21 protein-coding genes are annotated in these 26,045 nt (G+C 66.2%); 15 read left to right on the top strand and 6 right to left on the bottom strand.

Going from position 1 to position 26,045, the window contains the following annotated elements:
* Positions 1-194: 194 nt before the first annotated feature.
* Positions 195-1,178 (top strand): LacI family DNA-binding transcriptional regulator, encoded by a 984-nt coding sequence (locus tag BLT03_RS23220; RefSeq protein WP_092746149.1) that lies wholly within the window; start codon positions 195-197, stop codon positions 1,176-1,178.
* A 78-nt stretch (positions 1,179-1,256) separates the two neighbouring features.
* On the opposite strand, the gene BLT03_RS23215 is transcribed toward BLT03_RS23220, so the two are convergent.
* The 3 genes from BLT03_RS23215 to purT all read right to left on the bottom strand — a co-directional run bounded on the left by BLT03_RS23215 (position 1,257) and on the right by purT (position 4,242).
* Positions 1,257-1,724, bottom strand: coding sequence for a hypothetical protein (locus BLT03_RS23215; protein WP_092746146.1), 468 nt, complete (start codon positions 1,722-1,724; stop codon positions 1,257-1,259).
* 361 nt (positions 1,725-2,085) lie between these two features.
* Positions 2,086-2,913, bottom strand: a complete 828-nt coding sequence (locus tag BLT03_RS24260) for a lipase family protein (RefSeq protein ID WP_139160522.1) — start codon at positions 2,911-2,913, stop codon at positions 2,086-2,088.
* Positions 2,914-3,021: 108 nt separating this feature from the next.
* A complete protein-coding gene (purT, locus tag BLT03_RS23210; protein WP_092746145.1) occupies positions 3,022-4,242 on the bottom strand; it encodes a formate-dependent phosphoribosylglycinamide formyltransferase in 1,221 nt (406 codons plus the stop codon).
* A gap of 105 nt (positions 4,243-4,347) precedes the next feature.
* Here purT and BLT03_RS23205 point away from each other — a divergent pair, with 105 nt between their 5' ends.
* The 12 genes from BLT03_RS23205 to BLT03_RS23150 all read left to right on the top strand — a co-directional run bounded on the left by BLT03_RS23205 (position 4,348) and on the right by BLT03_RS23150 (position 15,427).
* Positions 4,348-5,295 carry an ATP-binding cassette domain-containing protein gene (locus tag BLT03_RS23205; protein WP_092746144.1) on the top strand — a complete coding sequence of 316 codons (948 nt, stop codon included), beginning with the start codon at positions 4,348-4,350 and terminating at the stop codon, positions 5,293-5,295.
* 185 nt (positions 5,296-5,480) lie between these two features.
* Complete coding sequence (locus BLT03_RS23200) at positions 5,481-6,050, top strand: DUF3455 domain-containing protein (protein WP_092746143.1); 570 nt, start codon at positions 5,481-5,483, stop codon at positions 6,048-6,050.
* A gap of 46 nt (positions 6,051-6,096) precedes the next feature.
* Positions 6,097-6,750 carry a sigma-70 family RNA polymerase sigma factor gene (locus tag BLT03_RS23195; RefSeq protein WP_245711539.1) on the top strand — a complete coding sequence of 218 codons (654 nt, stop codon included), beginning with the start codon at positions 6,097-6,099 and terminating at the stop codon, positions 6,748-6,750.
* On the top strand, positions 6,747-7,532 hold the full coding sequence (locus BLT03_RS23190) for an anti-sigma factor (RefSeq protein ID WP_092746141.1): 786 nt from the start codon (positions 6,747-6,749) through the stop codon (positions 7,530-7,532). The genes BLT03_RS23195 and BLT03_RS23190 overlap by 4 nt, the downstream gene beginning before the upstream one ends.
* Before the next feature lie 27 nt (positions 7,533-7,559).
* Positions 7,560-8,417, top strand: coding sequence for an ABC transporter permease (locus BLT03_RS23185; RefSeq protein WP_092746140.1), 858 nt, complete (start codon positions 7,560-7,562; stop codon positions 8,415-8,417).
* A 140-nt stretch (positions 8,418-8,557) separates the two neighbouring features.
* Positions 8,558-9,406: a 3-hydroxybutyryl-CoA dehydrogenase gene (locus BLT03_RS23180; protein WP_092746139.1), complete on the top strand. Its 849-nt coding sequence runs from the start codon at positions 8,558-8,560 to the stop codon at positions 9,404-9,406.
* Between the two features lie 288 nt (positions 9,407-9,694).
* Positions 9,695-10,168, top strand: coding sequence for a MarR family winged helix-turn-helix transcriptional regulator (locus tag BLT03_RS23175; protein WP_092746138.1), 474 nt, complete (start codon positions 9,695-9,697; stop codon positions 10,166-10,168).
* Positions 10,169-10,274: 106 nt separating this feature from the next.
* Positions 10,275-10,691 carry an organic hydroperoxide resistance protein gene (locus BLT03_RS23170; protein ID WP_092746137.1) on the top strand — a complete coding sequence of 139 codons (417 nt, stop codon included), beginning with the start codon at positions 10,275-10,277 and terminating at the stop codon, positions 10,689-10,691.
* Between the two features lie 360 nt (positions 10,692-11,051).
* Positions 11,052-11,810 (top strand): metallophosphoesterase family protein, encoded by a 759-nt coding sequence (locus tag BLT03_RS23165; protein WP_092746136.1) that lies wholly within the window; start codon positions 11,052-11,054, stop codon positions 11,808-11,810.
* Between the two features lie 37 nt (positions 11,811-11,847).
* Positions 11,848-13,293: a serine/threonine protein kinase gene (locus tag BLT03_RS23160; RefSeq protein ID WP_092746148.1), complete on the top strand. Its 1,446-nt coding sequence runs from the start codon at positions 11,848-11,850 to the stop codon at positions 13,291-13,293.
* Entirely contained in the window at positions 13,286-14,344 is a 1,059-nt protein-coding gene (locus BLT03_RS23155) for a serine/threonine protein kinase (protein ID WP_092746135.1), read from the top strand. The genes BLT03_RS23160 and BLT03_RS23155 overlap by 8 nt, the downstream gene beginning before the upstream one ends.
* A gap of 372 nt (positions 14,345-14,716) precedes the next feature.
* On the top strand, positions 14,717-15,427 hold the full coding sequence (locus tag BLT03_RS23150) for a response regulator transcription factor (protein WP_092746134.1): 711 nt from the start codon (positions 14,717-14,719) through the stop codon (positions 15,425-15,427).
* A 122-nt stretch (positions 15,428-15,549) separates the two neighbouring features.
* Here BLT03_RS23150 and BLT03_RS23145 read toward each other — a convergent pair whose 3' ends face one another.
* Positions 15,550-19,236, bottom strand: a complete 3,687-nt coding sequence (locus tag BLT03_RS23145) for an IPTL-CTERM sorting domain-containing protein (RefSeq protein WP_092746133.1) — start codon at positions 19,234-19,236, stop codon at positions 15,550-15,552.
* Positions 19,237-19,682: 446 nt separating this feature from the next.
* Here BLT03_RS23145 and BLT03_RS23140 point away from each other — a divergent pair, with 446 nt between their 5' ends.
* Positions 19,683-20,894 (top strand): ABC transporter substrate-binding protein, encoded by a 1,212-nt coding sequence (locus BLT03_RS23140; protein WP_245711538.1) that lies wholly within the window; start codon positions 19,683-19,685, stop codon positions 20,892-20,894.
* Between the two features lie 55 nt (positions 20,895-20,949).
* Positions 20,950-23,865: a hybrid sensor histidine kinase/response regulator gene (locus BLT03_RS23135; RefSeq protein ID WP_092746132.1), complete on the top strand. Its 2,916-nt coding sequence runs from the start codon at positions 20,950-20,952 to the stop codon at positions 23,863-23,865.
* Positions 23,866-24,467: 602 nt separating this feature from the next.
* Here BLT03_RS23135 and BLT03_RS24255 read toward each other — a convergent pair.
* Entirely contained in the window at positions 24,468-24,782 is a 315-nt protein-coding gene (locus BLT03_RS24255) for a hypothetical protein (RefSeq protein ID WP_139160521.1), read from the bottom strand.
* On the bottom strand, positions 24,779-26,045 hold a 1,267-nt coding region (locus BLT03_RS23130), incomplete at its 5' end, for an RHS repeat-associated core domain-containing protein (RefSeq protein ID WP_139160520.1). The genes BLT03_RS23130 and BLT03_RS24255, both read right to left, overlap by 4 nt.

Here is a 26,045-nt window from a genome sequence, read left to right as displayed (position 1 = left end):
CTGACCGCCGACCTCTCTGCTGCTGAGAACGGAATTGTTCAGGACGGACTAGATATCGCACAGATCGCTACCAAGGAAGTCCAGCGCAAAATCGCCATCTGAATCATTTCTGACGTCTTGAACCTTTCAGTCAAGGAAGAGTTTCAGGAATCGATACCACATCGTTCGTTCATCGTTTGCAGGAGAAAGCCGCTTTGGCCAGCATCAAGGACGTCGCGAAGCACGCGGGCGTCTCCACCACCACCGTTTCGCGCGTTCTGTCGAACCCCGGCGCCGTGCGAGCGCCCTTGCGCGAGCGCGTCGAGCAGGCCATTGCCGCGCTCGCCTACCGGCCCAACCTGGCCGCGCGCCGGCTGCGTCAGCAGCGCGCCTCTCTGGTCGGGCTGATCGTCTCGGACATCCGCAGTCCCTTCTTCACCGACGTGGGCCGCGCGGTGGAAGACGTGGCCTATCGCCACGGACTGCGGCTCATCCTGTGCAACACCGATGAAGACCCGGCCAAGGAACAGTCGTACCTGGAACTGATGGCCGACGAACAGGCCAGCGGCGTGATCCTCTCGCCCACCATGGAAGGCCTCAAGCGCCTGCGGCCCGCAGACTGGCCCTTCCCCACGGTGCTCGTGGACCGGGCCCTCGATACGACCCGCGCCGACTGCGTGGTGCTGGACAACCGCGCCGCCGCCCGCCGCGCCACCGAACACCTGCTGGACGCAGGCTACCGCCGCATCGCCGTGCTCGCCGGTACGCACAGCACCACCGGCCAGGAACGCCAGGCCGGCTACGCCGATGCGCTGCGCGAGCGCGGGCTGGACCCGGCACCGCACTGGGTCGCCCCGACCCGCGAGGCCGGAATGGCCGCCGCCAGCGCGCTGCTGGCGGGCGCGACCCCACCCGACGCCCTGCTGGCCACCAACGGCCTGCTGCTGCTGGGCGCGCTGCACGCGATCCAGTCGGCAGGTTTGTCCATGCCCAATGACATCGGCCTGGCAGGTTTCGACAACAACGACTGGACCGCCCTGCCCGCACTGGACGTGACGGTGATCGCGCAGCCCACGTACGACATCGGCCGCACCGCGGCCGAGCTGCTGCTGCAGCGCCTGGCAGAGCCCGAACGGACGGTGCGGCGCGTGGTGCTGGAGGGAATGCTGGTGGCGCGGGGATCGACGCGGCGGGCGTGACCAGGGCGGCGCAAACGGTTTGCACCCGCCGCCGATGCTGATAAGCAGGCGCTTTGCGGCGCCACCCGAGATCCAGCCTCAGCGCCCCTTGCCGCCGCGCCCTATGCCCGATATCGCGTAGGTTCCCGCCGCTTTGACCCGCACACGAATGGCATGGGTCCTGTCCACCGTGTCGTGCTCGTACTGCGCCTGGATCGCGATCTCGATTCCGTTGCCGGCCTTCTTGCAACGCATGCTCTGGATGGTGTACTGGCTGTGGTCGTCATTCAACTCGGGAAACGCCAGGGTCCGGACGACTTCCGGCTTGCGGCCCTGCGTGGGGTAGGTGAGCCACTGCACATAGATTTCGCTGCCCCCGCCCTCATTCACATCGACGACGACCACGCGGTAATAACCCGTCTGCTCACCACGGGTCCAGGCGCCACAGGTTTCGACCTTCTGCACGTAGACAGGAATTGACTCCACCTGGGCTTTGAGCAACGAATCGCTGGCGTTGGCGCAAAGGGGCAGTGCCAGCAAAGCAACCAGAATGAAGCGGTTCAGCATTTCGCGTTATTCACTTAGTTTCACTTGATATTTCAATCAGGCATCCACATGATTAATGGATCGCGCCGGCGCTAACCCGCAGAAAAACGAGAAGGCAAAAGCCAAAAAACTCCGCATCCAGCTGCCAATAAAACCACCAACGTCCAATCCAATTTAGGGCGTTGATGAGTCCAACAACCCGCCCCCCAAAACAGCAGACAGCCGAACAGAGGAAATACCAAAGAAGGCAGAGTGAACGCACCAAAGAAAAAATTACCGGCCACCCAGAAACTCCAATGGATTTTCAAGACCCACGCTACCGCACAAAAGTAAAATAGAAAAGCCAAAAAATAACAGCCCACTCCAAAACGAAAGCGCGACATCATCTCAATCCATTGCGATAAAGATGATCAACCAAATCATCCCTTCGTTTTTTGCCTTCTTCGGAGACCTGAGCATAATAAAAATGCCCTGACGATTCCACCATTTGTTTTCCAAGTTGGGGAGTGGAAGTCAGCAAATCCATTCTTGACATTCCAGCACTCAACGGATCCCCCTGCTTGGTCAAATCTATGACGATCAATTTCCTGATCGCAGGCGCACTTCGCAGTTGCTGCAAAAAACCTCCGCTGATGGGCGACCCTATCAGTACCAAATGATCGATTACCGTGCCACCATGCGCATAATTGATCGCCACTTGTGCTGCCACTAATGATCCGTAGGAATAGCCAATCAAATTGAATTGAGAGCCACGTGAGGGAAATCGATCCAGCAGTACTTGAATAGGGGCTTTGCCCGCCCGAAAAACCTCAACGCCAACGGCGGCATCCATCAAAGTGCCTCCAGACCATTTCCGTGGGTTGGCCCTTATTAAAGCAATTCCTTTTCGGGCAAAAGCCCTCGTCATGTCGTCGATGTACGCCCCATCCATCCCAGCGCCACCCATGAATATAGTGCCCCTCACTTTTTCACCCGGTGCGAAAGTTTGAGTGAGAAAGCTTTGTGCCTTTGCCTCCACAGACCGCTCACTTTGAAAGCCGTGGTCCCACAAGTTCGCAGATTCATCATGCCTGGTAAACACTTCTACCGGCCCAGGCGGAAGCCCCGAACCCACAAAATCCCTCTTGTTATAAATGTCGCGATTCTTATAAGTTTCGCTCTTTATATGACTATCTGAACCCAGCGGGCCCGGCACAATATACCAAGTCAATATTTCCCCTTTTTATTATTGATTCATAAAAATCATTCAGGCAGAGAAATGATTTCCAACTTGAAAATCAAATCAGTTACCTTTATCAGATAAAGGAGCATGCGAGCATTAACACCCCTTGTGCGGCTTCACCTTGCTTGCCGCCAGCTTCGCCCGCTCGCGCGCCACCTCGACATCCGCATCGAAGGCCAGGGCCACGCCCATGCGCCGCTTCACGAAGCTCTCGGGCTTGCCGAACAGGCGCAGGTCGGTGTTCGGCACACGCAGCGCCTCGTCCACACCATCGAAGGCGATGCCTTGCGCCTCAACGCCGCCGTAGATGACGGCGCTGGCGCCCGGGCTGCGCAGCGCGGTGTTGACGGGCAGGCCCAGGATGGCGCGGGCGTGCAGCTCGAATTCGCTCTGCACCTGCGTCGTCAGCGTGACCAGGCCGGTGTCGTGCGGGCGCGGGCTGACCTCGCTGAACCACACGGCGTCGCCCTTCACGAACAGCTCCACCCCGAACAGGCCCTGGCCACCGAGGTCGTCGGTGACGGCCTTGGCGATGGCGCGGGCGCGTTCCAGCGCGGCGGGGTGCATGGGCTGGGGCTGCCAGCTTTCCACGTAGTCGCCGCTGACCTGGATGTGGCCGATGGGCTCGCAGAAGTGCGTCTCGGGCTGGCCGTTTTCGCCGAGCGCGCGCACGGTCAGCAAGGTGATTTCGTAGTCGAAATCGATGAAGCCTTCGACGATGACGCGGCCATGGCTCACGCGGCCGCCGGCCATGGCGTAGTCCCAGGCCTTTTGCACGTCGGCCGGGCCGTCGATCTTGCTTTGGCCTTTGCCGGAGCTGCTCATCACGGGCTTGACGATGCAGGGATAGCCCACGCCTTTCTTGCCGCCAGCGCCGTCGATCGCGGCCTGCAGTTCGGCCAGCGAATCGCAGAATTGGTACGGGCTGGTGGGCAGGCCGAGGGTTTCGGCAGCCAGGCGGCGGATGCCTTCGCGGTCCATGGTGAGGCGTGCGGCGCGTGCAGTGGGGATCACGCGCACGGTGCCGGCCGCCTCCAGCTCTTCCAGCATGGGGGTAGCGATGGCTTCGATCTCGGGCACAACCAGGTGGGGCCGCTCCGCTTCGATCAGCGCCTTGAGCTGCGCCGGATCGCTCATGGTGATGGTGCGCGCATGGTGAGCGACCTGCTGGCCGGGGGCGTTCTCGTAGCGGTCCACCGCGATGGTTTCCACGCCCAGCCGCTGCAGGGCGATGAGGACTTCCTTGCCCAGCTCGCCCGAGCCGAGCAGCATGACTTTGGTGGCCGAGGGCGAGAGAGGGGTGCCGAGAGTGGTCATAGCAGTGAGAGAAAGATGAAAGAGAAACGGGAGGGCGGGCAACGCGCTGGGCGCCTTTCGCCGAGCACGCCGGGCTGTGCCGAGCGCGAACAATAATAGACGCCCATGGCGCACCCCCCTCTTTTCCAGATCGATCACCTGCGCAAGCGCTACGGCGATGCCACGGTGGTCGACGATGTCTCTTTCTCCATCGCGCCGGGCGAATGCCTGGGCGTCATCGGCCCGAACGGCGCGGGCAAGACCACCACCATCCGCATGTGCCTGGGCCTGACCGCGCCCGACGGCGGCAGCGTGCAGTTCCACCCGGCCACGGGCGGCGCGCCGCTGTCGATGCCGCAGGACGCGCTGGCCATCAAGGCGCAGCTGGGCGTGGTGACGCAGTTCGACACGCTGGACCCGGACTTCACCTGCGCGGAGAACCTGCACATCTTCGGCCGCTATTTCGGGCTGAAGGGCCCGGTGATGCAGGAGCGCGTGCCTCGCCTGCTGGAGTTCGCCGCGCTCACACACAAGGCCGGGGCCAAGCCCGGGGAGCTGTCGGGCGGGATGAAGCGGCGCCTGTCGCTGGCGCGCGCCCTGGTGAACGACCCGCGCCTGCTGCTGCTGGACGAACCCACCACGGGCCTGGACCCGCAGGCCCGCCATCTGATGTGGGAACGGCTGCAACTGCTGGTGCAGCAGGGCAAGTCGATCCTGCTGACCACACACTTCATGGACGAGGCCGAGCGCCTGTGCTCGCGCCTGCTGGTGCTGGACCACGGCCGCAAGATCGCCGAAGGCCGTCCGCGCGAACTGATCGCCGAGCACCTGGAGCCCGACGTGGTGGAACTGTTCGGCGTGGGCGCCGTGGCGCTGGCCGAGGACGCCGCGCTGCGCCCGCTGGCCGCGCGGATCGAAGTGAGCGGCGAGACGGTGTTCTTCTACACGGAGGACGCCCGGCCCCTGCTGAGCGCCCTGAGCGCGCACCCGCACCTGCGCACGCTGCACCGGCCCGCCAATCTGGAAGACCTGTTCCTGAAGCTCACCGGCCGGCAGATCCGCGAAGACGGTTGAGGCGGCTGAAGGGCTGAAGGGCTGAAGGGCTGAAGGGCTCAGCCGGCACCCTTGCGAAAGAAATTTCGCGCGATTTCAAAAATATTTCGCGCGGACTGCATCCAAACGGCGTTCCCGTGGGTAGTACCTACAGCAGCGGACATTGCTGCTGTTCTTTCAACCCAATCGACGACAAGGGAAACGCCATGACCATCCAGCCAACGCTCTCTCGCCTCATCCCCCTGACCGGTGCCATCGCCGCCGCGGCCCTGCTCACGGCCTGCGGCTCCATGATGTCGCCCGGCATGAAGTTCTCGCAGGACAGCCTGCCCGAGGCCGTCAAGGTGCCCGCCGGCAACAAGGTCGCCATGGAAACCGTGGGCATGGGCGACATCACGTACGAATGTCGCGACAAGGCCAACATGCCCGGCCAGACCGAATGGGTGTTCGTGGGACCGAAGGCCGTGCTGAACGACCGCAGCGGCAAGCAAGTGGGCACGTATTACGGCCCGCCCGCCACGTGGGAATCGCAGGACGGCTCCAAGATCACCGCCACGCAGCTGGCAGTCGCTCCGGCCGGCACGGGCAACCTGCCCTACCAGTTGGTGAAGGCCAACCCCGCCACGGGCATGGGCGCCATGTCGGGCGTGACGTTCATCCAGCGCGTGGCGCTCAAGGGCGGCGTCGCTCCTGCTGCGGCCTGCACCACCGCCAACAAGGGCGACCGCCAGACCGTGAAGTACCAGGCCGACTACATCTTCTGGAAGGCAGCGTAAAGCCCCGGGGCGGGCCGCTGCGCAACGATGCATCGGGAGCACCGCCATGTCGGCTACCATGCGGCCCACGTTCCGGGCGGTCCATCGCCAGTGCCCGGCGTTCGACCGCTGGAGCCCCCGCCCCTTGCCATCCACGCCTGCCCCTGACGACGACTTCGATTACGAAGCCACGCTGGCCCGCTGCGCAGCGGGCGACCGGCAGGCCATGCGCCGCCTTTATGAGCACGAGGGGCCGCGCCTGCTGGGCGTGGCCTGGCGCATCGTCCGGCAACGGGCGCTGGCCGAAGACATCGTGCACGACGCCTGCGTGAACATCTGGACCCGCGCGGCCAGTTTCGATGCCGGCCGGGGCAGTGCCCGCGGCTGGATCTACAGCGTGGTGCGCAACCTGTCCCTGAACGCCGTGCGCGACGCGGGCCGCCACGTCGATGTGGACGACGACACCGTGCAGGCTCTGGAAGCCGATCTGTCGCTGCAGGCCCACCGCGAAGTGGCCGAAGCCTTCGAACTCAACGCCAGCCTGGGCCGCCTTCAGCACTGCCTGGAAGGCCTGGACCCTGCCCGGCGCAACTGCGTGCTACACGCCTATGTGGATGGCTGCTCGCACGGTGAAATCGCCGAGCGCCTGGGCGCGCCGCTGGGCACCGTGAAGGCGTGGATTAGGCGAAGCCTGACCTCGCTGCGGGAGTGCATGGCATGACCGCCGCACCCACACCCGGCACCGGCCTGCCCGGCAATCCCGAAGACCTGCATTGGCTCGCGGGTGAGTACGTGCTGGGCACGCTGCCCGCCGCCGCCCGCCGGCAGGTGGAGCAGCGCCTTGCCGCCGAACCCGCACTGCAGCGTGCCGTGGCCGAATGGGAAGCGCGCCTGCTGCCGCTGACCGGGCTGGCCGAGCCGATCGCGCCGCCGGAACAACTCTGGGCACGCATCGATGCGTCGCTGCAGGCGGCCGACGGACACCGTGCACAGGACTGGGCCCAGCGCACGGCACCCGCCACGCCACGGCCCGCGATGGCCGCCCCGCTGCGCAACTGGTGGAACCACCTGGGCCTGTGGCGCGGGCTCGCGGGCTCGGGCTTCGCCATGGCGGCGGTGCTGGCAGCGGTGCTGGTCACGCGCGTGGCGCCGCAGGCTGCAGCGCCCCAGTTCATGGTGGTGCTGGTGGCGCCGCAGGACAAGGCGCCGGGCTGGGTCGTGCAGGCCAGCTCGCCCCAGTCGATCCAGCTCATTCCGCTGGGCGTGGCCGAAGTGCCCGCCGACCGGGCGCTGGAGTTCTGGACCAAGGCGGACAGCTGGAGCGGCCCGGTCTCGCTCGGGCTGGTCAAACCCGGCCAGCCGTTGCGGCTCGCGCTGGAAAGGCTGCCGCCGCTGCAACCCAACCAGTTGTTCGAGCTCACGCTGGAGCCACCGAGCGGCTCGCCCGTCGGCAAGCCGACCGGGCCGATCCAGTACATCGGCCGGGCGGTCAAGGTGCTGTGACGCAACCTGGCGCAGCACAATAGGGGCATGCAAGCCGCCCCGACCTCCAAGCCCGATCCATCGCCCGCCACGGCCAGCCCATCCATCTGGCGCGCGCCGCAGCTGTCCGCCCGCTGGTGGCCCGTGTTCCTTCGCAACCTGCTGATCTGGCGCAAGCTGGCCATTCCCAGCCTGGTGGGCAACATCGCCGAGCCGCTGATGTGGCTGGTCGCCTTCGGTTACGGCATGGGCGCGCTGGTGGGCCAGGTGAACGTGGGCTCGGCAGGCGGAGGCACCACGCAGGTGCCCTACATCCTCTTTCTGGCCAGCGGCTCGATCTGCATGAGCGCCATGAACGCGGCGAGCTTCGAGGCGCTGTATTCGGCCTTCTCGCGCATGCACGTGCAAAAAACGTGGGACGGCATCATGAATGCGCCCGTCAGTCTGGACAACGTCGTGCTGGCCGAAATGCTGTGGGCCGCGTTCAAGGCCGTGTTCACCGTCACCGCCATCCTGGGCGTGATGCTGGCGCTGGGCATCAGCCACTCGCCCAAGCTGCTCGTGGCCTGGCCCGTGCTGCTCTTCGTGGGGGTGATGTTCTCCAGCATCGCGCTGATCTTCAACGCCCTGGCCAAGGGCTACGACTTCTTCACCTACTACTTCACGCTGGTGCTCACGCCGATGATGTTCCTGTCGGGCGTGTTCTTTCCGCGCGAGCAGTTGCCCACCGTGGTGCGCCACATCTCCGACTGGCTGCCGCTCGCCAACGCGGTGGAACTGGTGCGCCCGCTGTTCATGGACCAATGGCCCGCGCACCCGCTGCGCCACGGGCTGGTGCTGGTGGTGACCACCGTGCTGGCGTTCTGGACGGCGCTGGCCCTCACGCGCCGTCGGTTCCGGGCCTGAAGGGCCCGATGGGCTGAATGGCCCTGGCTGTGGCCTGGCAGTGCATCCGGGCTGTTAGAGCGGCTCACGGCGGAACGCCACGCGCATCGCCTCTTCTCAGATTCCTTTCATTTTCTTCACTCGCAAAAAAGGCTCTTCTTATGACGATCAAGACTGTCGGCATCATCGGCGCGGGCACCATGGGCAACGGCATCGCGCAGGCTTGCGCGGTGTCGGGCATCGACGTGGTGATGGTGGATATTTCCGACGCGGCCGTGCAAAAAGGCGTTGCCACCGTGGCCGGCAGCCTGGACCGGCTCATCAAGAAAGAAAAGATCACCGCCGCCGACAAGGACGCCGCGCTGGCACGCATCAAGACATCGACGAACTACGAGGACCTGAAGGCCGCGCAGATCGTGATCGAGGCCGCCACCGAGAACCACGAACTCAAGGTGAAGATCCTCAAGCAGGTCGATGCGATGGTGGCGCCGGAGGTCATCATCGCCTCCAACACCTCGTCGATCTCGATCACGCAACTGGCGGCCGCCACATCGCGGCCCGACCGCTTCATCGGCATGCACTTCTTCAACCCGGTGCCGATGATGGCGCTGGTGGAAATCATCCGGGCCCTGCAGACCAGCGACGCCACGCACGATGCGGTGAAGGCGCTGTCGGAAACGCTGGGCAAGAGCCCCATCACCGTGAAGAACGCGCCCGGCTTCGTGGTCAACCGCATTCTGGTGCCGATGATCAACGAAGCCTTCTTCGTGCTGGCCGAGGGCCTGGCCACGCCCGAGGACATCGACGCCGGCATGAAGCTCGGCTGCAACCAGCCCATCGGCCCGCTGGCCCTGGCCGACATGATCGGCCTGGACGTGTGCCTGGCGGTGATGAATGTGTACCTGACCGAGTTCGGCGACAGCAAGTACCGCCCATGCCCGCTGCTCAAGGAAATGGTGGCCGCCGGCCGCCTCGGCCGCAAGACCGGCCAGGGCGTCTACACGTACTGACGCGGCAGCCCGCAATAGCCCGTGGTACACGGCTGCGGACGGCAGCCCGTGCCAGCAGCCGAAATGCTATTAATTCAATAGCAATACACCGCCGTATTTATTGCGCTGGAGGCATATTTTTGCCTCATCCCTCCAAACCATCCAGCAGGGGCGCGCAGGCTGTTCGGGGATCGCGCGGTTACACCCATCCGTGCAATCGCGCCGGCTCCCCCGGCGGTGCCCCACCCATGCACATGGACATACACAATTAAATTGCACACAATTTAATTGACCGCCACAATCCAGCCCATGCCACGCCGCACCGCCCTCGCCACCCCGGACTCCACGCCCAGCCCTGCCGTGCTGCAGCTGGACAACCAGGTCTGCTTCGCGCTCTATTCCGCGTCGCTGGCGATGACCAAGCTCTACAAGCCGCTGCTGGACGCCATCGGTCTGACCTATCCGCAATACGTGGTGATGCTGGCGCTCTGGGAGCGCGACGGCGTCACCGTCTCCGAACTGGGCGAACGCCTGTTCCTCGATTCCGGCACGCTCACTCCGCTGCTCAAGCGCCTGGAAGCGTCAGGCCTCGTGGCCCGGCTGCGCGATGCGCAGGACGAGCGCCGTGTTCGCACAACCGTTACCCCCGCCGGCCGCGCCCTGCGCGACCGGGCCGAAGCCATTCCCGCCTGCGTGCTGCAAAGCAGCCAGTGCACGCTGCCCGAACTCACCGCGCTGACCCGGCAGCTGCAGCAGCTGCGCGACCGGATCGGGCCGGGCTAGGAAAGCCATCTCACGCCTGCCGTTTTCTGTTGTCGTTTCTGTTCTCGTTTTCGTTTCGTTGTCCCCAACCGCCCGCGCCGCGGGCATTCACTGCAAAGGAATCACCATGCCATCGCTCGACCAAGTCCTCTACACCGCCCGCGCCCACACCACCGGCGGCCGCGACGGCGCCTCGCGCACCGATGACGGACGCCTGGACGTGAAGCTGTCCTCCCCCGGCACCAGCGGCACGGGCACCAACCCCGAGCAGCTCTTCGCCGCCGGCTATTCGGCCTGCTTCATCGGCGCGCTGAAGGCCGTCGGTGGCCAGCTGAAGATCGCCGTGCCGCAAGACGTGGCCGTGGACGCCGAAGTCGACCTGGGCAAGATCCCCAACGCCTACGGCATCGCCGCCCGCCTGACGGTGAGCCTGCCCGGCCTGGACCGTGCCCAGGCGCAGCAACTGGTGGACGCCGCCCACCAGGTGTGCCCCTACTCCAACGCCACGCGCGGCAACATCGACGTGACGATCACGCTGGCCTGATCGGCATCGGCCTGAAAAAAAGCCCCCCGGCCGCGATCCGACGCGGCCGGGGGGCTTTTTGCGTGGTGCCCGGCACGCCTCCATGGCCTGATTGGCAGTGATGCCGAGGTTTTATCTGCCTCGATTGCTACCAAAAATATAGCAAATCACTCCGTCGAAGCGGGCGCCAGCGGGGCACCGCAGCGACACCCGGCGGCGATGCACGGCGATACCCGCGCGATTGCATCTTTTTTGCGCTTCCCGCGCACTCACCCCCGCCAATGGCACCCATTCGGGGCCATCATCGTAGGCGGCCCGCCCTCGCCGGCCGATGCCTTCCCGGCCCATTGACCCCGCCTCGTGCCCCCCGCCGCGCCCGCCATGAAGATCGCCCTGCTCGCCGACATCCACGCCAACCGCCATGCCCTCGATGCCTGCCTGGCGCATGCCCGCGCCCAGGGCGCCGAGCAGTTCGCGTTGCTGGGCGACCTGGTGGGCTACGGTGGCGACCCCGTGGCCGTGGTCGAGCAGGCGATGGCACTGGCCGCCCAGGGCGCGCCCTGCGTGCTGGGCAACCACGATGTCGCGGCGCTGGACCCGCCCGCAACGCCCACCCAGATGGGCGACCAGAGCGCGCAGTGGACGCACGCGCAGCTGTCGCCGCACCACCGCGCCTTCCTGGCCACCTTGCCGCTCACGCGCCGCCTGGGCGCGAACACGCTGCTGGTGCACGCCAGCGCCGACCAGCCCAGCCACTGGCATTACGTGCAGGACGCAGGTGCCGCCGAGCGCAGCATGGCCGCGGCCAGCCAGCTCGACCCCGCCATCCGCTACGTGTTCTGCGGCCACGTGCACGAGCAGGCGCTGTATTTCCTCACGCCCACCGCCAAGCTCATGCGCTTCGCGCCGCAGCCCGGCGTGCCGGTGCCGGTACCGCCGCACCGCCAGTGGCTGGCGATTGCCGGTTCGGTGGGCCAGCCGCGCGACCGCGATGTGCGCGCCATGTACGCGCTGTTCGACGACCATGCCGCCACGGTCACCTTCCACCGCGTGCCCTACGACCATGCGGCCGCCGCAGCCGCCGTGCGCGCCGCCGGCCTGCCGGCGTTCTTCGCCGACCGGCTGGAACTGGGGCGGTGAGCATGGCGGCCATGGCGCGTGCGGAGCGGGGCGCCGCATGAAACTGCTCGCGCCCGGCACCGAGGTGGACGGCTTCGTCGTGCACGAATGCCTGCATGCGGGCGGCATGGCGCACGTCTACCGTGTGGCCTATGCGGGCCCCGCGCGCGATCCGGGCTTTCCCATGGCCATGAAGATCCCGCGCATGACGGCGGGCGACGGGGCCGAGACCATCGTCGGCTTCGAGGTGGAGCTGCAGATCCTGCCCACGCTGAGCGGCAGCCATGTTCCGCGCTTCGTCGCGGCGGGCGACCTGGCGCGGCTGCCCTACCTGGTGATGGAATACATCGAAGGCCACACGCTGCAGCACTGGCTGGACCTGCCACAGGCGCCGGACGCCGCCACCGTGGCCCGCCTGGGCGCGGCCATGGCGCACGCCGCGCACAGCCTGCACCAGCAGAACGTGTGCCACCTGGACCTCAAGCCCGCCAACGTGCTGCTGCGCGCGGACGGCAGCGCGGTGCTGCTGGACTTCGGCCTCTCGTGCCACGCCCACTACCCCGACCTGCTGGCCGAGGAGATGCGCGAGGCCGTGGGCTCGCCCGCCTGGATCGCGCCCGAGCAGGTGGTGGGCGTGCGCGGCGACCTGCGCAGCGACCTCTTCGCCATCGGCGTGATGCTGTACGAACTGGCCACGGGCGAGCTGCCCTTCGGCGCCCCCACCACGCGCGGCGGCCTGCGCCAGCGGCTGTGGATGACGCCAGCGCCGCCGCGGCGCCATCGGCCGCAGGTGCCCGAGTGGCTGCAGGAAATCATCCTGCGCTGCCTGGAGCCCGAGGCCGCGCAGCGCTACCCCTCGGCCGCGCACCTCGCTTTCGACCTGATGCACCCCGAGCAGGTGCCAGTCACCGAGCGCGGCCGGCGCCTGCGCGGGCCGGGCGTGCGGGCGCACCTGCGCCGCTGGCTCAAGGCGGCGGGCATGCATTACCAGCCCAGCCCGCTGCCGGCGCGCCAGATCGAGGCGGCGCCCATCCTCATGGTGGCCGTGCCCGGCGAGGATGCGAGCGATGCCACGCTGTACTCGCTGCGCCAGGCGGCGGCACGCTCGCTGGGCATCCGCCCCGGGGCGCGGCTGGCCTGCGTGACCGTGATCTCGCCCTCGGCCAGCAGCGCATCGGACAGCGAGCGCAGCGAAACCACGCTGCACCGCCGCCACTTGGTGCGGCTGCGCCAGTGGTCCGCCGGGCTCGACCTGGCCGGGCACAGCGCCAGCCACCAGGTGATCGAGGCGAGCGACGTGGCCCAGGCCCTGGTGCGCTACGCCCAGGGCAACCGCGTGGGCGTGATGATCCTGGGCGCCGCCACGCACGGCGTGCCGCTGGCGCGCTTCATCGACACCATTGCGATCCGCGTGGCGCGCGACGCGCCGTGTACCGTCATCCTGGTCAAGCAGCAGCTGCCCTTCACCGAACTGGGCGGGGGCGACAATGCCCCCCATGGATAACCTGCCCGGCACCGAGCCCACCCCTTCCCTTTCCTCTTCCTCGCACCCCTTCGCGCCCCTCACCCCCGACCTCGTGCTGGACGCGCTCGCCAGCGTGGACCTGTACGGCGACGGCCGCCTCATGGCGCTGGGCTCCTACGAAAACCGCGTGTACCAGGTGTCGCTGGAAGACGGCAGCCGCGTGGTCGCCAAGTTCTACCGGCCGGGCCGCTGGAGCGATGCGCAGATCCTGGAAGAGCACGCGTTCGCGGCCGAACTCGCCCAGGCCGAGGTGCCCATGGTGGCGCCGCTGGCGCTGCAGGGCCGCACGCTGCACCACCACGCAGGCTTCGCGTTTTCGGTCAGCCCCTGGCGCGGCGGGCGCACGCCCGAACTGGACGACTTCGAGGTGCTGGAGTGGATCGGCCGCTTCCTCGCCCGCATCCACACCGTGGGCGAGGCCCGGCCCTTCGCGCTGCGCCCGGCACTGGACACGGCCACGTTCGCCCAGGAGCCGCACGACTGGCTCCTGGCCGAAGAGATCATTCCGCTGGACCAGCAATCGGCCTGGCGCAGCGCCTGCGAAGATGCTATTAAATTAATAGCGCAATACGGCATGGATACTGCGGTGGATGGCCATTTTGGTCTGAACGATGCGCGGCCCCTGCGCCTGCACGGCGACTGCCACCCCGGCAACGTGCTGTGGACGCCCACCGACCGCCCTGGCGGCGGCCCGCACTTCGTGGACCTGGACGACGCGCGCACCGGCCCGGCCGTGCAGGACCTATGGATGCTGCTGTCCGGCGACCGCCGCCAGCGCACCGTGCAGTTGTCGGCGCTGCTGGACGGCTACGAGCAGTTCCGCCCGTTCGACCGGCGCGAGTTGGCACTGATCGAGCCGCTGCGCACGCTGCGGCTCATCCATTACAGCGCCTGGCTGGCGCGCCGCTGGAACGACCCGATCTTCCCGATCAACTTCCCATGGTTCGGCAGCAGCGACTACTGGCGCGGGCAGGTGGACATGCTGCGCGAGCAGCTGGAGGCGATGCAGGAGCCACCGCTGTCGGCCTGAGCAGATTTGCTTCAGCGCCCCTGCGGGTTCGGAAAGCGCATGGAAGGATGGTCGCCTGCCAGACCTTGAAGGGTCTGCCGTTTATCGATAGCGGCCTCATTTTTCTGGATGACGGGGTCCGCCGTTGCCCCAATTGCTCGGAGCGTGGCGCGTCATGAAGCGAAGCCCGTAGCCCCGAAAACGAATGCCAGCCGACCACCCGGCTGATGCAGTTGATGCACCCGCACGACAACAGTCTCATCAGCATTCGATAACTGTTAACAATTGTCATATTCCAACCGATAGCGCAATCAGGCGGTAGTGTCTGGCCCGTCGCCGTCCGGCTTTGTCCGGCCAAGCGGCCCCCGTATTCATTTCCGTTTTCTGTGTTCCATGCGCATTGCTGCCCTTGACGACGATCCCATCCTGATGGAGCTGATCCAGGCTTCCGCCCAGCATGCCGGGCACGTGTGCCACCCGTTTCACGATGGCGCCGGCTTCCTGAAGACTCTGCGCACCGAGACTTTCGATCTACTGATCGTGGACTGGCACTTGCCGGACATGAGCGGCATGGAGGTGGTGCGCACCCTGCGTGCGGGCTTGGCGCCGCAAATGCCCATCCTGTTCGTGACGCGCCGCAATGCCGAGCAGGACGTGGTCGAGGCGCTCAGTTGCGGGGCGGACGACTTCATGACCAAGCCCATCCGCATGGCAGAGCTGATGGCGCGCACCGGTGCCCTGCTGCGCCGCGCCTACCCGTCGGCCGCAGCGCGCACGCTCGACTTCGGGCGTTACCGCTTCGAGCCCAAGACGCGCACCGTGCACAAGGACGGCGTGGCGATAGACCTGAAGAACAAGGAATACGACTTGGCGCTGTTCATGTTCCAGAAGGCGGGCCGGCTGCTCTCGCGCGAACACATGCGCGAGAGCGTCTGGGGTGATGTGCAGGATGTACCTTCGCGCTCGCTGGACACGCATGTCTCGCGGCTGCGCAGCAAGCTCGCGCTGTCGCCGGAGAACGGCTACGTCGTCAGTGCGGTGTACGGCATGGGCTACCGGCTGGACGTGGTGTCGGCCACTCCGCCATCCGCTGGTTCCACCTGATCCTCCCGATCCGCCGGGTCTGATCCCTCCGCGTGATCTGCCTGATGCGCGCAATCCCCTGAAACAAAAAAAAGGGCGGCCCCATCACTGGGACCGCCCTTGAACCGTTGCCGGCGCTGCGATCAGCGGCGGCGTGCGCCGGGCGCTCCGCGCAGGGCCAGGCCGCCCAGCAGGCACGACAGCAGAATCAGCGCCCACTGCGACAGCGTCGGCACGGCGGTGATCGCGTCCGGCTTTGGCCGCACGGTGGTGGTCTTGGTCGACGTGTTGTTGGTCGGGTCCGTATCGCCCGGCGCGTCCAGCGTGGCCGTGTTCACCAGAGGGCCGTTGCCGTTGTAAGGCTGCGCCAGGCGCGTCTTGAAGCGGAACTGGCGGCTGGACCCTGCCGTCAACTCGCCCACCGAGCAGGTCACCGTGGTACCGGCGGCCACGCAGTCGGGCGAGGAGACGAAGGTCAGCCCTGCAGGCAGCGGGTCCACCACCTGGGCGCCGTTGCTGGTCAGCGTGCCGTTGTTGCGCACCGTGAGCACGTAGTCCACATCGGCACCTTCGGCGATCGGGCCATCCGGGCCGGCCTTGTTGACCGACAGGTCGGTCGCGATCGGATCGCGCTTGGTGGAGGTCTGGTCGTAGGTCGTGTTGTTGACCAACGTGTTCTGTCCGCCCTGCAGGAACTCGGTCTCGCTCACGGACACCACGGCCTTGTGGAAGATCGTGCCCGAGGCGGCTCCGGCAGGCAGGCTCGTCGCCTTCATCTTGAAGGTGATGGTCGCCACCTCGTCCTTGGCCAGGCCCGGGAACGTGCAGGTCACGCCGCCCGAGGTCGCACCCACGGCGGGCGCCGTGCAGGAACCGCCCTTGTCCACCGTGAGTCCGCCTGTGAAGCTGAATGTGGCCGACGAGGCGCCGTTCGTGGGGTGGGTCACCGGGAAGGTGTCGGTCATCACCACATTCGTGCCGAACGACGGGCCGGAGTTCTTCACGGTGATGGTGTAGGTCGTCTCGGCGCCCAGGGCGATGGCGTCGGCGCTGTGCGCCATCGACACCAGGATGTCCAGCTCGGGCTGGCTCAGAGCGATTTCGGCCACGGCCTTGTTGTTGGTCAGCACGGGCTCATCCGTCACGGTACCGATCTCGACCGTGTTGGAGAGCTTCACGCCCGGCGCCCAGGCCCCTGCGGCGCGCAGGCGGTAGGTGACTTCGTACTGGCCGCCATTGGCGAGGAACACGCTGTTGCCCGTTGCGCCCCAGCGGCAGTTGAGCGTGCCGCCGTTGCCGGCGGGAATCGCATCGCACACGCCGCCGTTGGACGCCACGGGCGTGCCGATCAGGATCGCGTTGGCAGGCAGCTCATCCTTGAGCCACACGTTCTCGGCCGAAGACGGGCCGTTGTTCTTGGCGCGCACCACGTACGTGACGGGCTCGCCCGAGATGGCCGTGGGCGTGGGCGACACGGTCTTGGAGGCCACCAGGTCCACGCGGGCCGTGACTTCGCTCTGCACCGTGGTCGTGTTGTTGCCCAGCGCCGGGTCCACCACTTCGGGCGAATACGCCGTGGCGGTGTTGGGGCGCTGTGCAGTCCGTGCCACCGTCGGGCGGATGGCCACGGTCACCGTGGCGCTGGCGCCGCTGTTGAGCGTGCCGAGCGAGCACAGCAGCGTCGCCGTGTTCACGTTGGACGGGCCGGAGGGCGTGCAGGTGCCCGCGGTGGTGGCCACGGAGACGATGCCGGGCGCCGCAGCGCTCGTCACCAGGCTGGGCAGCACATCGCGCAGGCTCACGTTGGTGGCGGGGTTCGGGCCGCTGTTGGTCACCACCAGCGTGTACGTCAGCACTTCGCCGGCGGGCACCGTTGGCTTGTCGAACGTCTTCAGAATGCTGAGGTCGGACTGAACTTCGTTACCGGGGCTCTGGTCGGACGCGCCGACGCCGATGCCCTGGCAGTTGATGCCGTGGCTGGGATCGGTGTACCAGGGGTCTTCGCGGGTGCCGCCCGTTTCGGGGCTGAACTTCACGCAGGCGTTGTTGGTGGCGGAGCCAGCGGTGGTGCGCACGGCATCGACCACGATGTCGGGGGCATTCGCGTTCACACCCAGGCCAGCCGTGCGTTCGCAGGTGAACGTGCCAGGTCCCACCAGCGGCAGAGCCGAGCAGGTCCAGCCGGCGCCGGAAGCGGCGTTCAGGCCGGTGAGGGTCACGCCGTTGGGCACCGTGTCGGTAATGACGATGCTCGGAGCAGCCGGCACCGTGGCGGCAGCGGGCGCGATGGCCAGCGGCCCCCGGTTGCGTGCGGTCAGGCGGTACTGGTAGGTCTGGCCGATGGGCACCGCAATGCCCTGGCCGTTCACGTAGTTGGAAGCACTCTTCGTGATCTGCAGGTCGGCCACGTTGGTCGCCGTGATGAACACGTTGCCCGGCGCATTGTTGGTCGTGTCGGAGTCGGTACGGCTCGGCGTGGCCACGGTGACCGTGTTGGGCAACGTGCCGGTTTGCAGCACATTGGCCACCACCGAAATGGTGGGCAGGTTCGTGAAGTTGCCGCCCGTGTATTCCGGCAGATCGCAGGTGATGACCTGGCCGGCGTTGTTGCAGATCCAGCCCGTGCCGCTGGCAGATGCGAACGACAGGCCAGCGCCCAAGGTATCGACCACTTGCACGGGCACGCCCACCAGCGAGGTGCCGCCGTTCAGGCGCGGACGCACCGTATAGGTGATCTGGTCGCCGATGGCGTAGGTCGTGCCGCCGTTCACGGTCTTGGTGATGGAGACGTCCGACGCATCGCCGGCCACGTTCACCTCGGCCGAGCCGGTGTTGTTGGCAGGCTGGCCATCGGGCATTTCCGTGGACGTGTCCTTGTAGCCCTTGACCGAGAACGACGTCGTGATGGAGCCGGTCACGTTCGGTGCGGCCTCCACTTCCAGCGAAGGCACTGCGGCGCCATTGGCCACTGCACCGGAGCGCGAGCAGGTGACCACCGTGGCCGGCGTCGGAGCGCCGGGCGAGGTGAGCGGCGAAGCGTTCGAGGCGGTCGGGCTGCAGGTCCAGCCATTGGTGCCACCCACGCGGGTGAACGCGGCGCCCGTGGGCACGCTGAACGTGACCTCCACGCGGCCACCGGCGGGAATGCCGATGGGGCCTTGGTTGTTCACGTCCACCACGTAGCGGTACGGCTGGCCGGGCGTGAGCGGATTGCCGGCCGGCGCAGTGGGGTTGGTGGCGACGGAGAGCGCCAGATCGGCCGCTTCGGTCGTGGTGATGCGGCGGTCCAGCGCGTCGTTGCTGGGGTCCGAATCGGTTTCGTTGCGGGTCACGCTGGCGTTGTTGATCCAGTTGGTGGACACCGAGGGAAGCACCACCTCGAAATCGACCACCTTGGTGGTGTTGACCGCCATGGTGCCCAGGTTGCACTGCACCGTCTGGTTGCCCGCCGTGATGGCGGTGCCGGGTGCCAGGTTGGGGGTGCAGGCCATGCCGGCAGGCGTCGTCGTGACCGACTGGAACACCGAGCCCACCGGCAGCTTGTCGGTCAAGACCACGCCCGTGGCGGCGCTACCCGTGTTGTGCCGCACGGTCACCACGTAGTGGAACGTGCCACCTGCAGGTCCGGAGGCGGACGCGGGCACCGCGTCCTGGTTGACCAGAATGTCCGTGGCCTGAGCCCAGACCGCGCCTGGCGCGAGCAGGCAGCCGGCCAGCAGCAGGCCATGTCGGCGGCCCGGAAGGCCCTGCCCTTGGGGCGCCGCAGTGCGGCGCGCGGATGCAGCAGACCACAACAGGCTTGCCGCCCGCCGTGCAAAGGAAAGTACCATGCCGATCTCCAGAGATTGTTGTTAATCCGGGCCGGGCACGCCGCGACGCCACTGGGGCCTGTGAAGGCGCCGAAAGGTGGGGTCTGGAGCAAGGAAGCCGAACGCGCGGCCCTTGCCGACGTGGCCGGGAGGTGGAGGCGAATTTAGGGCGGCAGGCGTTCCATTTTCAGAATGCAACAATTGTTGACATTCGGTTTTGCGCTTGTGAGTTCCACGCCACAGGCTCAATCGATACCTCACGTGCGATAGCCTTAGCCTCTATCGCCGAATCTCCGTCCCGTATGCCGTTCGCACTTATTCCTGTTTCCACGCCGTCAGCCCCTGCACCTTCCTTTCGGCTTCCTTTGCTTTCTGAAGGGCGGAAAAACGCTGTGCGCGGCGTTTCATGGAGGCGCTGGTGGCAGTTGCGGCTTGCGCTGACGACGGTGTTTCTCGCCCTCCTCGCCGTGATTGCCCAGCCCGCCCGCGCCGAGCCGGCCGGGGTGGAGGTGTTTCATTGGTGGGTGACCGGCGGCGAGCGCGCCAGCATGGACGCCATCCGCGACTTCACGCGCGAGCGTGGGCTGGAATGGAAGGAAGACTTTTCCCCGGGCAGCGGCACCGCGCGCTACACCGACGTGCTGGCCGCCCGCGTGCGCGCCGGCCGGGTGCCGACCGCGGCGCAGATGATCGGCTACGAGATCCATGAATGGGCCAAGCGCGGGCTGCTCGAAAACCTCAACGACGTCGCCGCCCGGGAGGAATGGGACGAGGTGGTGCCTACCGAAATCCAGCAGCTCTCCAAATGGAAGGGCCAGTGGGTCGCGGCACCGTTCAATGCGCATTCCACCAATTGGCTCTGGGTTCACAAGGGGTTGGCCGACCGGCTGGGCGCCACGGCACCGCCCGACACCTGGGACGACCTGATCGCGCTGCTCGACAAGGCCCGAGCGGCCGGCATCCGCCCCCTGGCCATCGGCAAGGAAGCGTGGGAGCACACGCTGCTGTTCGAATCGGTCGCGGCAGGTACCGGGGGCGCTGCGTTCTACCGGCGCGCCTTTCTCGACCTCGATCCCACCGCGCTCGACACGCCGGTCACCGCCGTGATCTTCGACCGCATGCGCCAGTTGGCGGGCTACCTGGACCCGGGCTTCATGCACCGCCGCTGGGACCAGGCGACCGACATGGTCGCGGGCGGCCAGGCGCTGCTGCAGGTGCAAGGCGGCTGGGTGGATGGCGAATTCAAGGTGCGCGGCCTGCTGCCCGGACGCGACTACCAGTGCTGGCGCTTCCCCGACACGCAGGGCATGTACCTGTTCAACAGCGACCAGTTCGTCTTCTTCAAGCAGCCCCAGCGCAAGCGCGCGGCCCAGGAACGCTTCGCCTCCATCCTCATGGACCCCGCGCTTCAAGTGGCCGTGAACGTGCGCACCGGCGCGGCGCCGGCCCGCGTGGACGTGCAGAAGGCGCCGTTCAACGCCTGCGGCCAGCGCGGCATCGATGATTTGCGCGGCTCCAACATGCGGCGCACGCTCATGGGCTCCATTGCCATGGGCAATGCCCACGCCTCGCCGGTGAAGGCTGCGGTGTACGACGTCGTCACACGCCACCTTCAAGGCCGGCTGGACACGCCTGGCGCCGTGGCGGCGCTGCGCGCCGTCATCGCCAAGCGGCCCTGATCCCCTGGCGACCTATCACCCACCGCGTCTTCCGCCCCTTTCTCAAGGACCGACCATGCCCTTGTCCCGGTACTTCTCCCACCTGCCGCTCACCGCGAAGATCGTCTTTCTCGTCGGGCTGATGGGGCTCATCTCCAGCGCGTCGATGTTCTACGCCACCAGCGAGATGCGCGGCATCGACCAGCAGTACAACGCGCTGATCGAGCGGGAGGCGCAAAGCGCGCTGCACATCAGCGACGCCGCGCTGGTGCTGAGCGAATCGAGCCGCCTGGTCTATGCCGTGCTGACCGAGCAGGATGAGACCGCCATGCGCAGCGCGCTGACCAGCCTGGAGCAGCTGCAGGCGCAGTTCAACCAACAGATCGACACCACCGAAGCCCTGGTGCCCGCCAATGCCAGGCAACTGCAGTCCATTCGCCAAGGGGCCACGGGCGCGTTCGCGCTCGCCGCGCGCATCGTCGATGCGGCATCGCGCTGGCGCGGCGACCGGGCGCTGCAGATCATCCACGGCGAGTTCGAACCCGCGCTGCGTGCGCTGCAGGGCGAGATGAACCGCCAGCGCAACGACTCCATCGCGCAGTTCCAGGAGTCGTCGGTGCGGCTCGGCCAGGCCACCCGCGACACCATCCTGACCACGGCGCTGGCGATCGGCATCGGCCTGGCGCTGGTGATCGCGCTGTCATCGTGGGTGGCCGTGTTCCAGATCTCGCGGCCCATCCTGCGGCTCACGCAGCACATGGAGCGGCTGACCGACCGGGTGTATGACGACACCGTCACCGGCACCGAACGGCGCGACGAGGTGGGCACCATGGCCAAGGCCCTGCAAGTGTTCAAGGAAAGCATGCAGCGCGCCGACCGCCTGGCCATCGAAGTGGCGGCCAGCGCAGAAGCGCGGCGCCTGTCCGAACAGTTGGTGGACCTGACCGGCGCCATTCCCGGGGCCGTGTTCCAGATGCACGTGCGCCCGGACGGCTGGCACCGCTTTCTTTTCGTGAGCGAAAAGGCCGCCGAACTGCAGGGCCGGCCCGCGCAGGAACTGCTGCAACTCGAAGGCCCCGTGGGCCTGGCCTACGGGCTGCCCCAGCCCGAAGAGGACGCGCTGCACGACCGCATCGAACACAGCCTGCGCACGCTGCAGCCGCTCGATTTCGACGTCGAGGTCGAACGCGGCGGCCGCGCGCTGTGGCTCAAGACTTTGGCCACCGCGCGGCGCCTGCCCGACGGGGCCGTGCTGTTCAACGGCGTGTGGCTGGACGTCACCGAGCAAAAGACCCAGGCCCGCGCCCTGGCCCAGGCCGCCGAAGAAAAAGCCACCTTCCTGGCCGTGATGAGCCATGAAATCCGCACCCCGCTGAACGCCATCCTCGGCTTTGCGCAACTCGCGCTCAAGGACGAAGAACTGACACCGCCGCAGCGCGAGCGCATGGACCAGATGTACCGCGCCGGCCGCCGCCTGCTGGGTATCGTCAACGACACGCTCGACTTCTCCAAGATCGACGGCGGGCACCTCGTGCTGGAAACCGTGGCATTCGACCTGCCCACGCTGCTGGCCGACGTGACCGACCTCTTCGAGCACAAGGCCACGGCCAAGGGCCTGCAGTTCCGCGTGGAGGTGGCCGACGACGTGCCCGCCTACCTGCTGGGCGATCCGCACCGCATCGGGCAGGTGCTCGTCAACTTCGTGAACAACGCGATCAAGTTCACCGAAGCGGGCGAGGTCACCGTCTCCCTCACCGCGCATGCCGCCCTGCCTGGCGACGCAAGCACGGCCACGGACGATGCCCAGGCAGACGGCCTGCCTTCAGGCAGCCCGAGCGACGGCGATGACGACCTGGTGCTGCACTGCGCCGTGCGCGACACCGGCATCGGCCTGACCGAAGAGCAGAAGGCCCACCTGTTCCAGGCCTTCCACCAGGCCGACGCGACCATCACGCGGCGCTTCGGCGGCACTGGCCTGGGCTTGGCCATCTCGCGGCAATTGGCGCTGTTGATGGGCGGAGACGCCGGTGTGGACAGCACCCCCGGCCAAGGCAGCACCTTCTGGTTCACCGCCCGGGTACGGCGCAGCGCAGCGCCCGCCGCAGGGCATGCCCTGGGCGCCGTCGGCGCACGCGCTTCCGGAGCCCCCGCCGCACTGGCCGGCCTGCGCGTGCTGCTGGTGGACGACAACGAACTCAACCGCCTCGTGGCCGCGGGCCTGCTCGAATCCGGCGGCCTGCGCGTGGACACCGCCAACGACGGCGCCGAAGCGCTGCGCCGCCTGGACGAAGCGCCCAGCAGCACGTATTACGACGCCGTACTGATGGACATGCAGATGCCGGTGATGGACGGCCTCTCCGCCACCCGCGCGCTGCGCCAGGACGCCCGCTTCGCCCAACTGCCCATCATCGCCATGACCGCCAATGCGGCGCGCCAGGACATCGAACGCACGCGAGCGGCGGGCATGAACGACCACCTGACCAAGCCCGTGCTGGAAGAGCGCCTGTGGGCCATCCTGTCGCGCTGGCTGGCGCCGCAGGAACCGGCAACGGTCGCAGCTGATCCCGCAGCAGCCCCCGTACGCGTGGCCGCGCCCATGCCGGAACCCTTCGCTGAAGACGTCTCCGAGCCGTCAGGCCCCGCCCCTGTTTTCGATGCAGAGGCTTTGGAAGAACTACGCGCCCTGTTCAGCGCCGCCCGCTTCGACGCGCTGGTGGTCCGCTTCGTCCAGGACTGCCAGCAGCGCATGCAACGCATCGCCGACGCCCGCCAGGCCAAGGCATGGGAACGGCTGCGGCAGGAAGCCCATGAACTGGGCGGAACCGTGGGCAGCTTCGGGCTGGATCGATTGAGCGAATTGACCCGGGCGCTGGAGGTTGCGGCGAAGGCGGGGGATGAGGCGGAAGTGGAAGTGCTGGTGCGATCGGCGAGGGAGGCGATGGAGCAGGGGTTGGAGGGGGTGCTGATGGAGAGCAGGGGTTTGCTGGTTTGACCCGGCTTCTCCAGCAGCTCTGCGCATGAACCGTTGTCTCGGATCAACGTTGCCCCGTCGCTAACTGCGTGCTCGTCAGGGGTCTGTGTTGCAGCGGCGCTGATTGGAAGCTACAGCCGTCGTTGATCTGCGCGGCAATAGGCGTCGGCCCTGCTGCCGTGGGCTCGGTGCTGTCCATCTGGCCGGTGCCGCGCTGTCGCTGCTCCTTCGGCTGCCGTACTGGCCCAGCACCGTGCTGCCGATTCCATCCTACGCATAGACGTCTGTTGCGTGATCGCCGAGTTATTCGTACCCGACAGCCTTGCGTCGCTCTTGAACACCCGCTGGCCCAGGGCGTTATACGTGTAGCTCACCACCAGGGCACTGGTCGGTCGACGTTAAGCCCTGCCTTGGCGGCGCGCCCGTCTACGCCGTGCAGGTAGCTGTTGCCATTGGTGATTGAGCCGAGGCGCATAGTTGTAGGCCATCGTGCTGGTCCTCGCGCTGCCGCGCACTGCGCGGAGTATGCGTACTGTTTAGCCGTTTGGCGTTGTCAACGGCGTTGCTGCGCTCCAGTTCTTAGCGGTACGCACCTTCCTGCTCATCTACAACTATTTGCTGCATTAAATTGGCTCGCTGCATTCCGACAGTACTTTGGCAACTGCCACTGGAATAATTCCAGCGGTAAGAATGAGTTGTTCATCACCAGAAAAAAGCCTTGGCTCCATCTCTTTTACTGGCGTAAATATTTTTGCTATTTGCCATACTCCATTTAACCCCTTAGGAGACTCGAATTTAACAAAAACACTAAATAAGTCGTCGAGTCCTCTTTTTTCTCTGTAGCAAGTTAATTTAGCAGTAGGACTGTTTGTCGGCTCATCAATTAACCAATGCAATTCCGTGACGACACCGGAACGAATGTCTTTAAGATTTTTCATGGCAAGAGATTTCCAGTGAAAGCGTTAATATTCATCCGAGAATTGATCTGCTGAAGTAACTGTCCATCAGCTGATCGAGCAGGTCCAATCCCATCGAGTTTTGGCACTCTCATCATTTGACTCGCAAGAGCGTTTGGTATCTCCACACGCAATGTGAAAACTGCTTCTTTATCAAATGAATAGAATTTCTTACCCCAAGCGGCAGCATCAGTTGCAGACTCAGCAAACCACTTGTTCCCCATTGCACCCGGGCCTGGACTGAATCCCCCAAATTTAGCCACGCTTTCTAACTCAGCACGGGAGACCACACGATACAAATCAGTGGTTTCTTTGGCGGCACAGTAGGCTCCTGATTCGATGCCGTGAGCAATACCTTGCACCACTGGAGTCATCCGAGAGACGGCAGTCGGAATCTGCGCCACCAGCGGGCTCATCGGAGACACCACCGCGCCATTGACGCCCGATGCCCCAGCAATGAATTCGGTGATGGCTGGGCCGTATCGGTAGTAGGCACCTTGTACCCATGCCGCCGCTCTGTTCGCGATCATCACCGCGTTCAAGCCCTGCGGGTCTACGGCATTGAGGGGGTCGCCACCCACATACCCAAAGCGATTCCACCCCCCATCCAGCCCAATCGGGTCGGCCTGGATGTACCGCCCCGACACCTGGTCGTAGTACCTGTTCAGGTTGTACGCCAGTTGGGTTTCGTCATCCCACACTTGCCCCGGATACCGCAGATCGAACTTCACGGCCTCTGCATAGGCCGCATTGCCCTGCCCGCTTTGCGCGTAGCCGGTCGCACCGGTCGTCGGGTTGGCCTCCCCGAACCCCGTGATCAGCCATTGCCATGCCACTTGGCCCTGCGTGTTCGTCAGGCGTCTTGGCGTGTTCAGGTGGTCCGCATCGATGGCGTACAGCCGTCCGTTGATCTGCGCCGCAACGGGCATCGGTCCTGCTGCCGTGGGCAGGTAGATGATCTCGGTGTTGTCCATCTCGCCCGCCGGTGCTGCACTGTCCGCACTCCTTCGGCTGCCGTACTGGCCCAGCACGGTGCTGCCGATGCCGTCTTCGGCATAGACGGTCTGCGTGGTAAGGGCCGGGTTGCTGGCCCCCGACAGCCTTGCGTCGCTCTTGAACACGCGCTGGCCCAGGGCGTTGTAGGTGTAGCTCACGGCCAGGGCACTGGCCGGGTCGGCGTTCGGCCCTGCCTTGGCGATGCGCCCATCCACGCCGTAGTGCAGGAAGCTGTCGCCCTTTCTCGTG

Source organism: Paracidovorax valerianellae (genome assembly GCF_900102625.1).
In the GTDB taxonomy this organism is placed as follows: Bacteria; Pseudomonadota; Gammaproteobacteria; order Burkholderiales; family Burkholderiaceae_C; genus Paracidovorax; species Paracidovorax valerianellae.
This window is presented reverse-complemented; position numbering and strand designations above follow the sequence as displayed.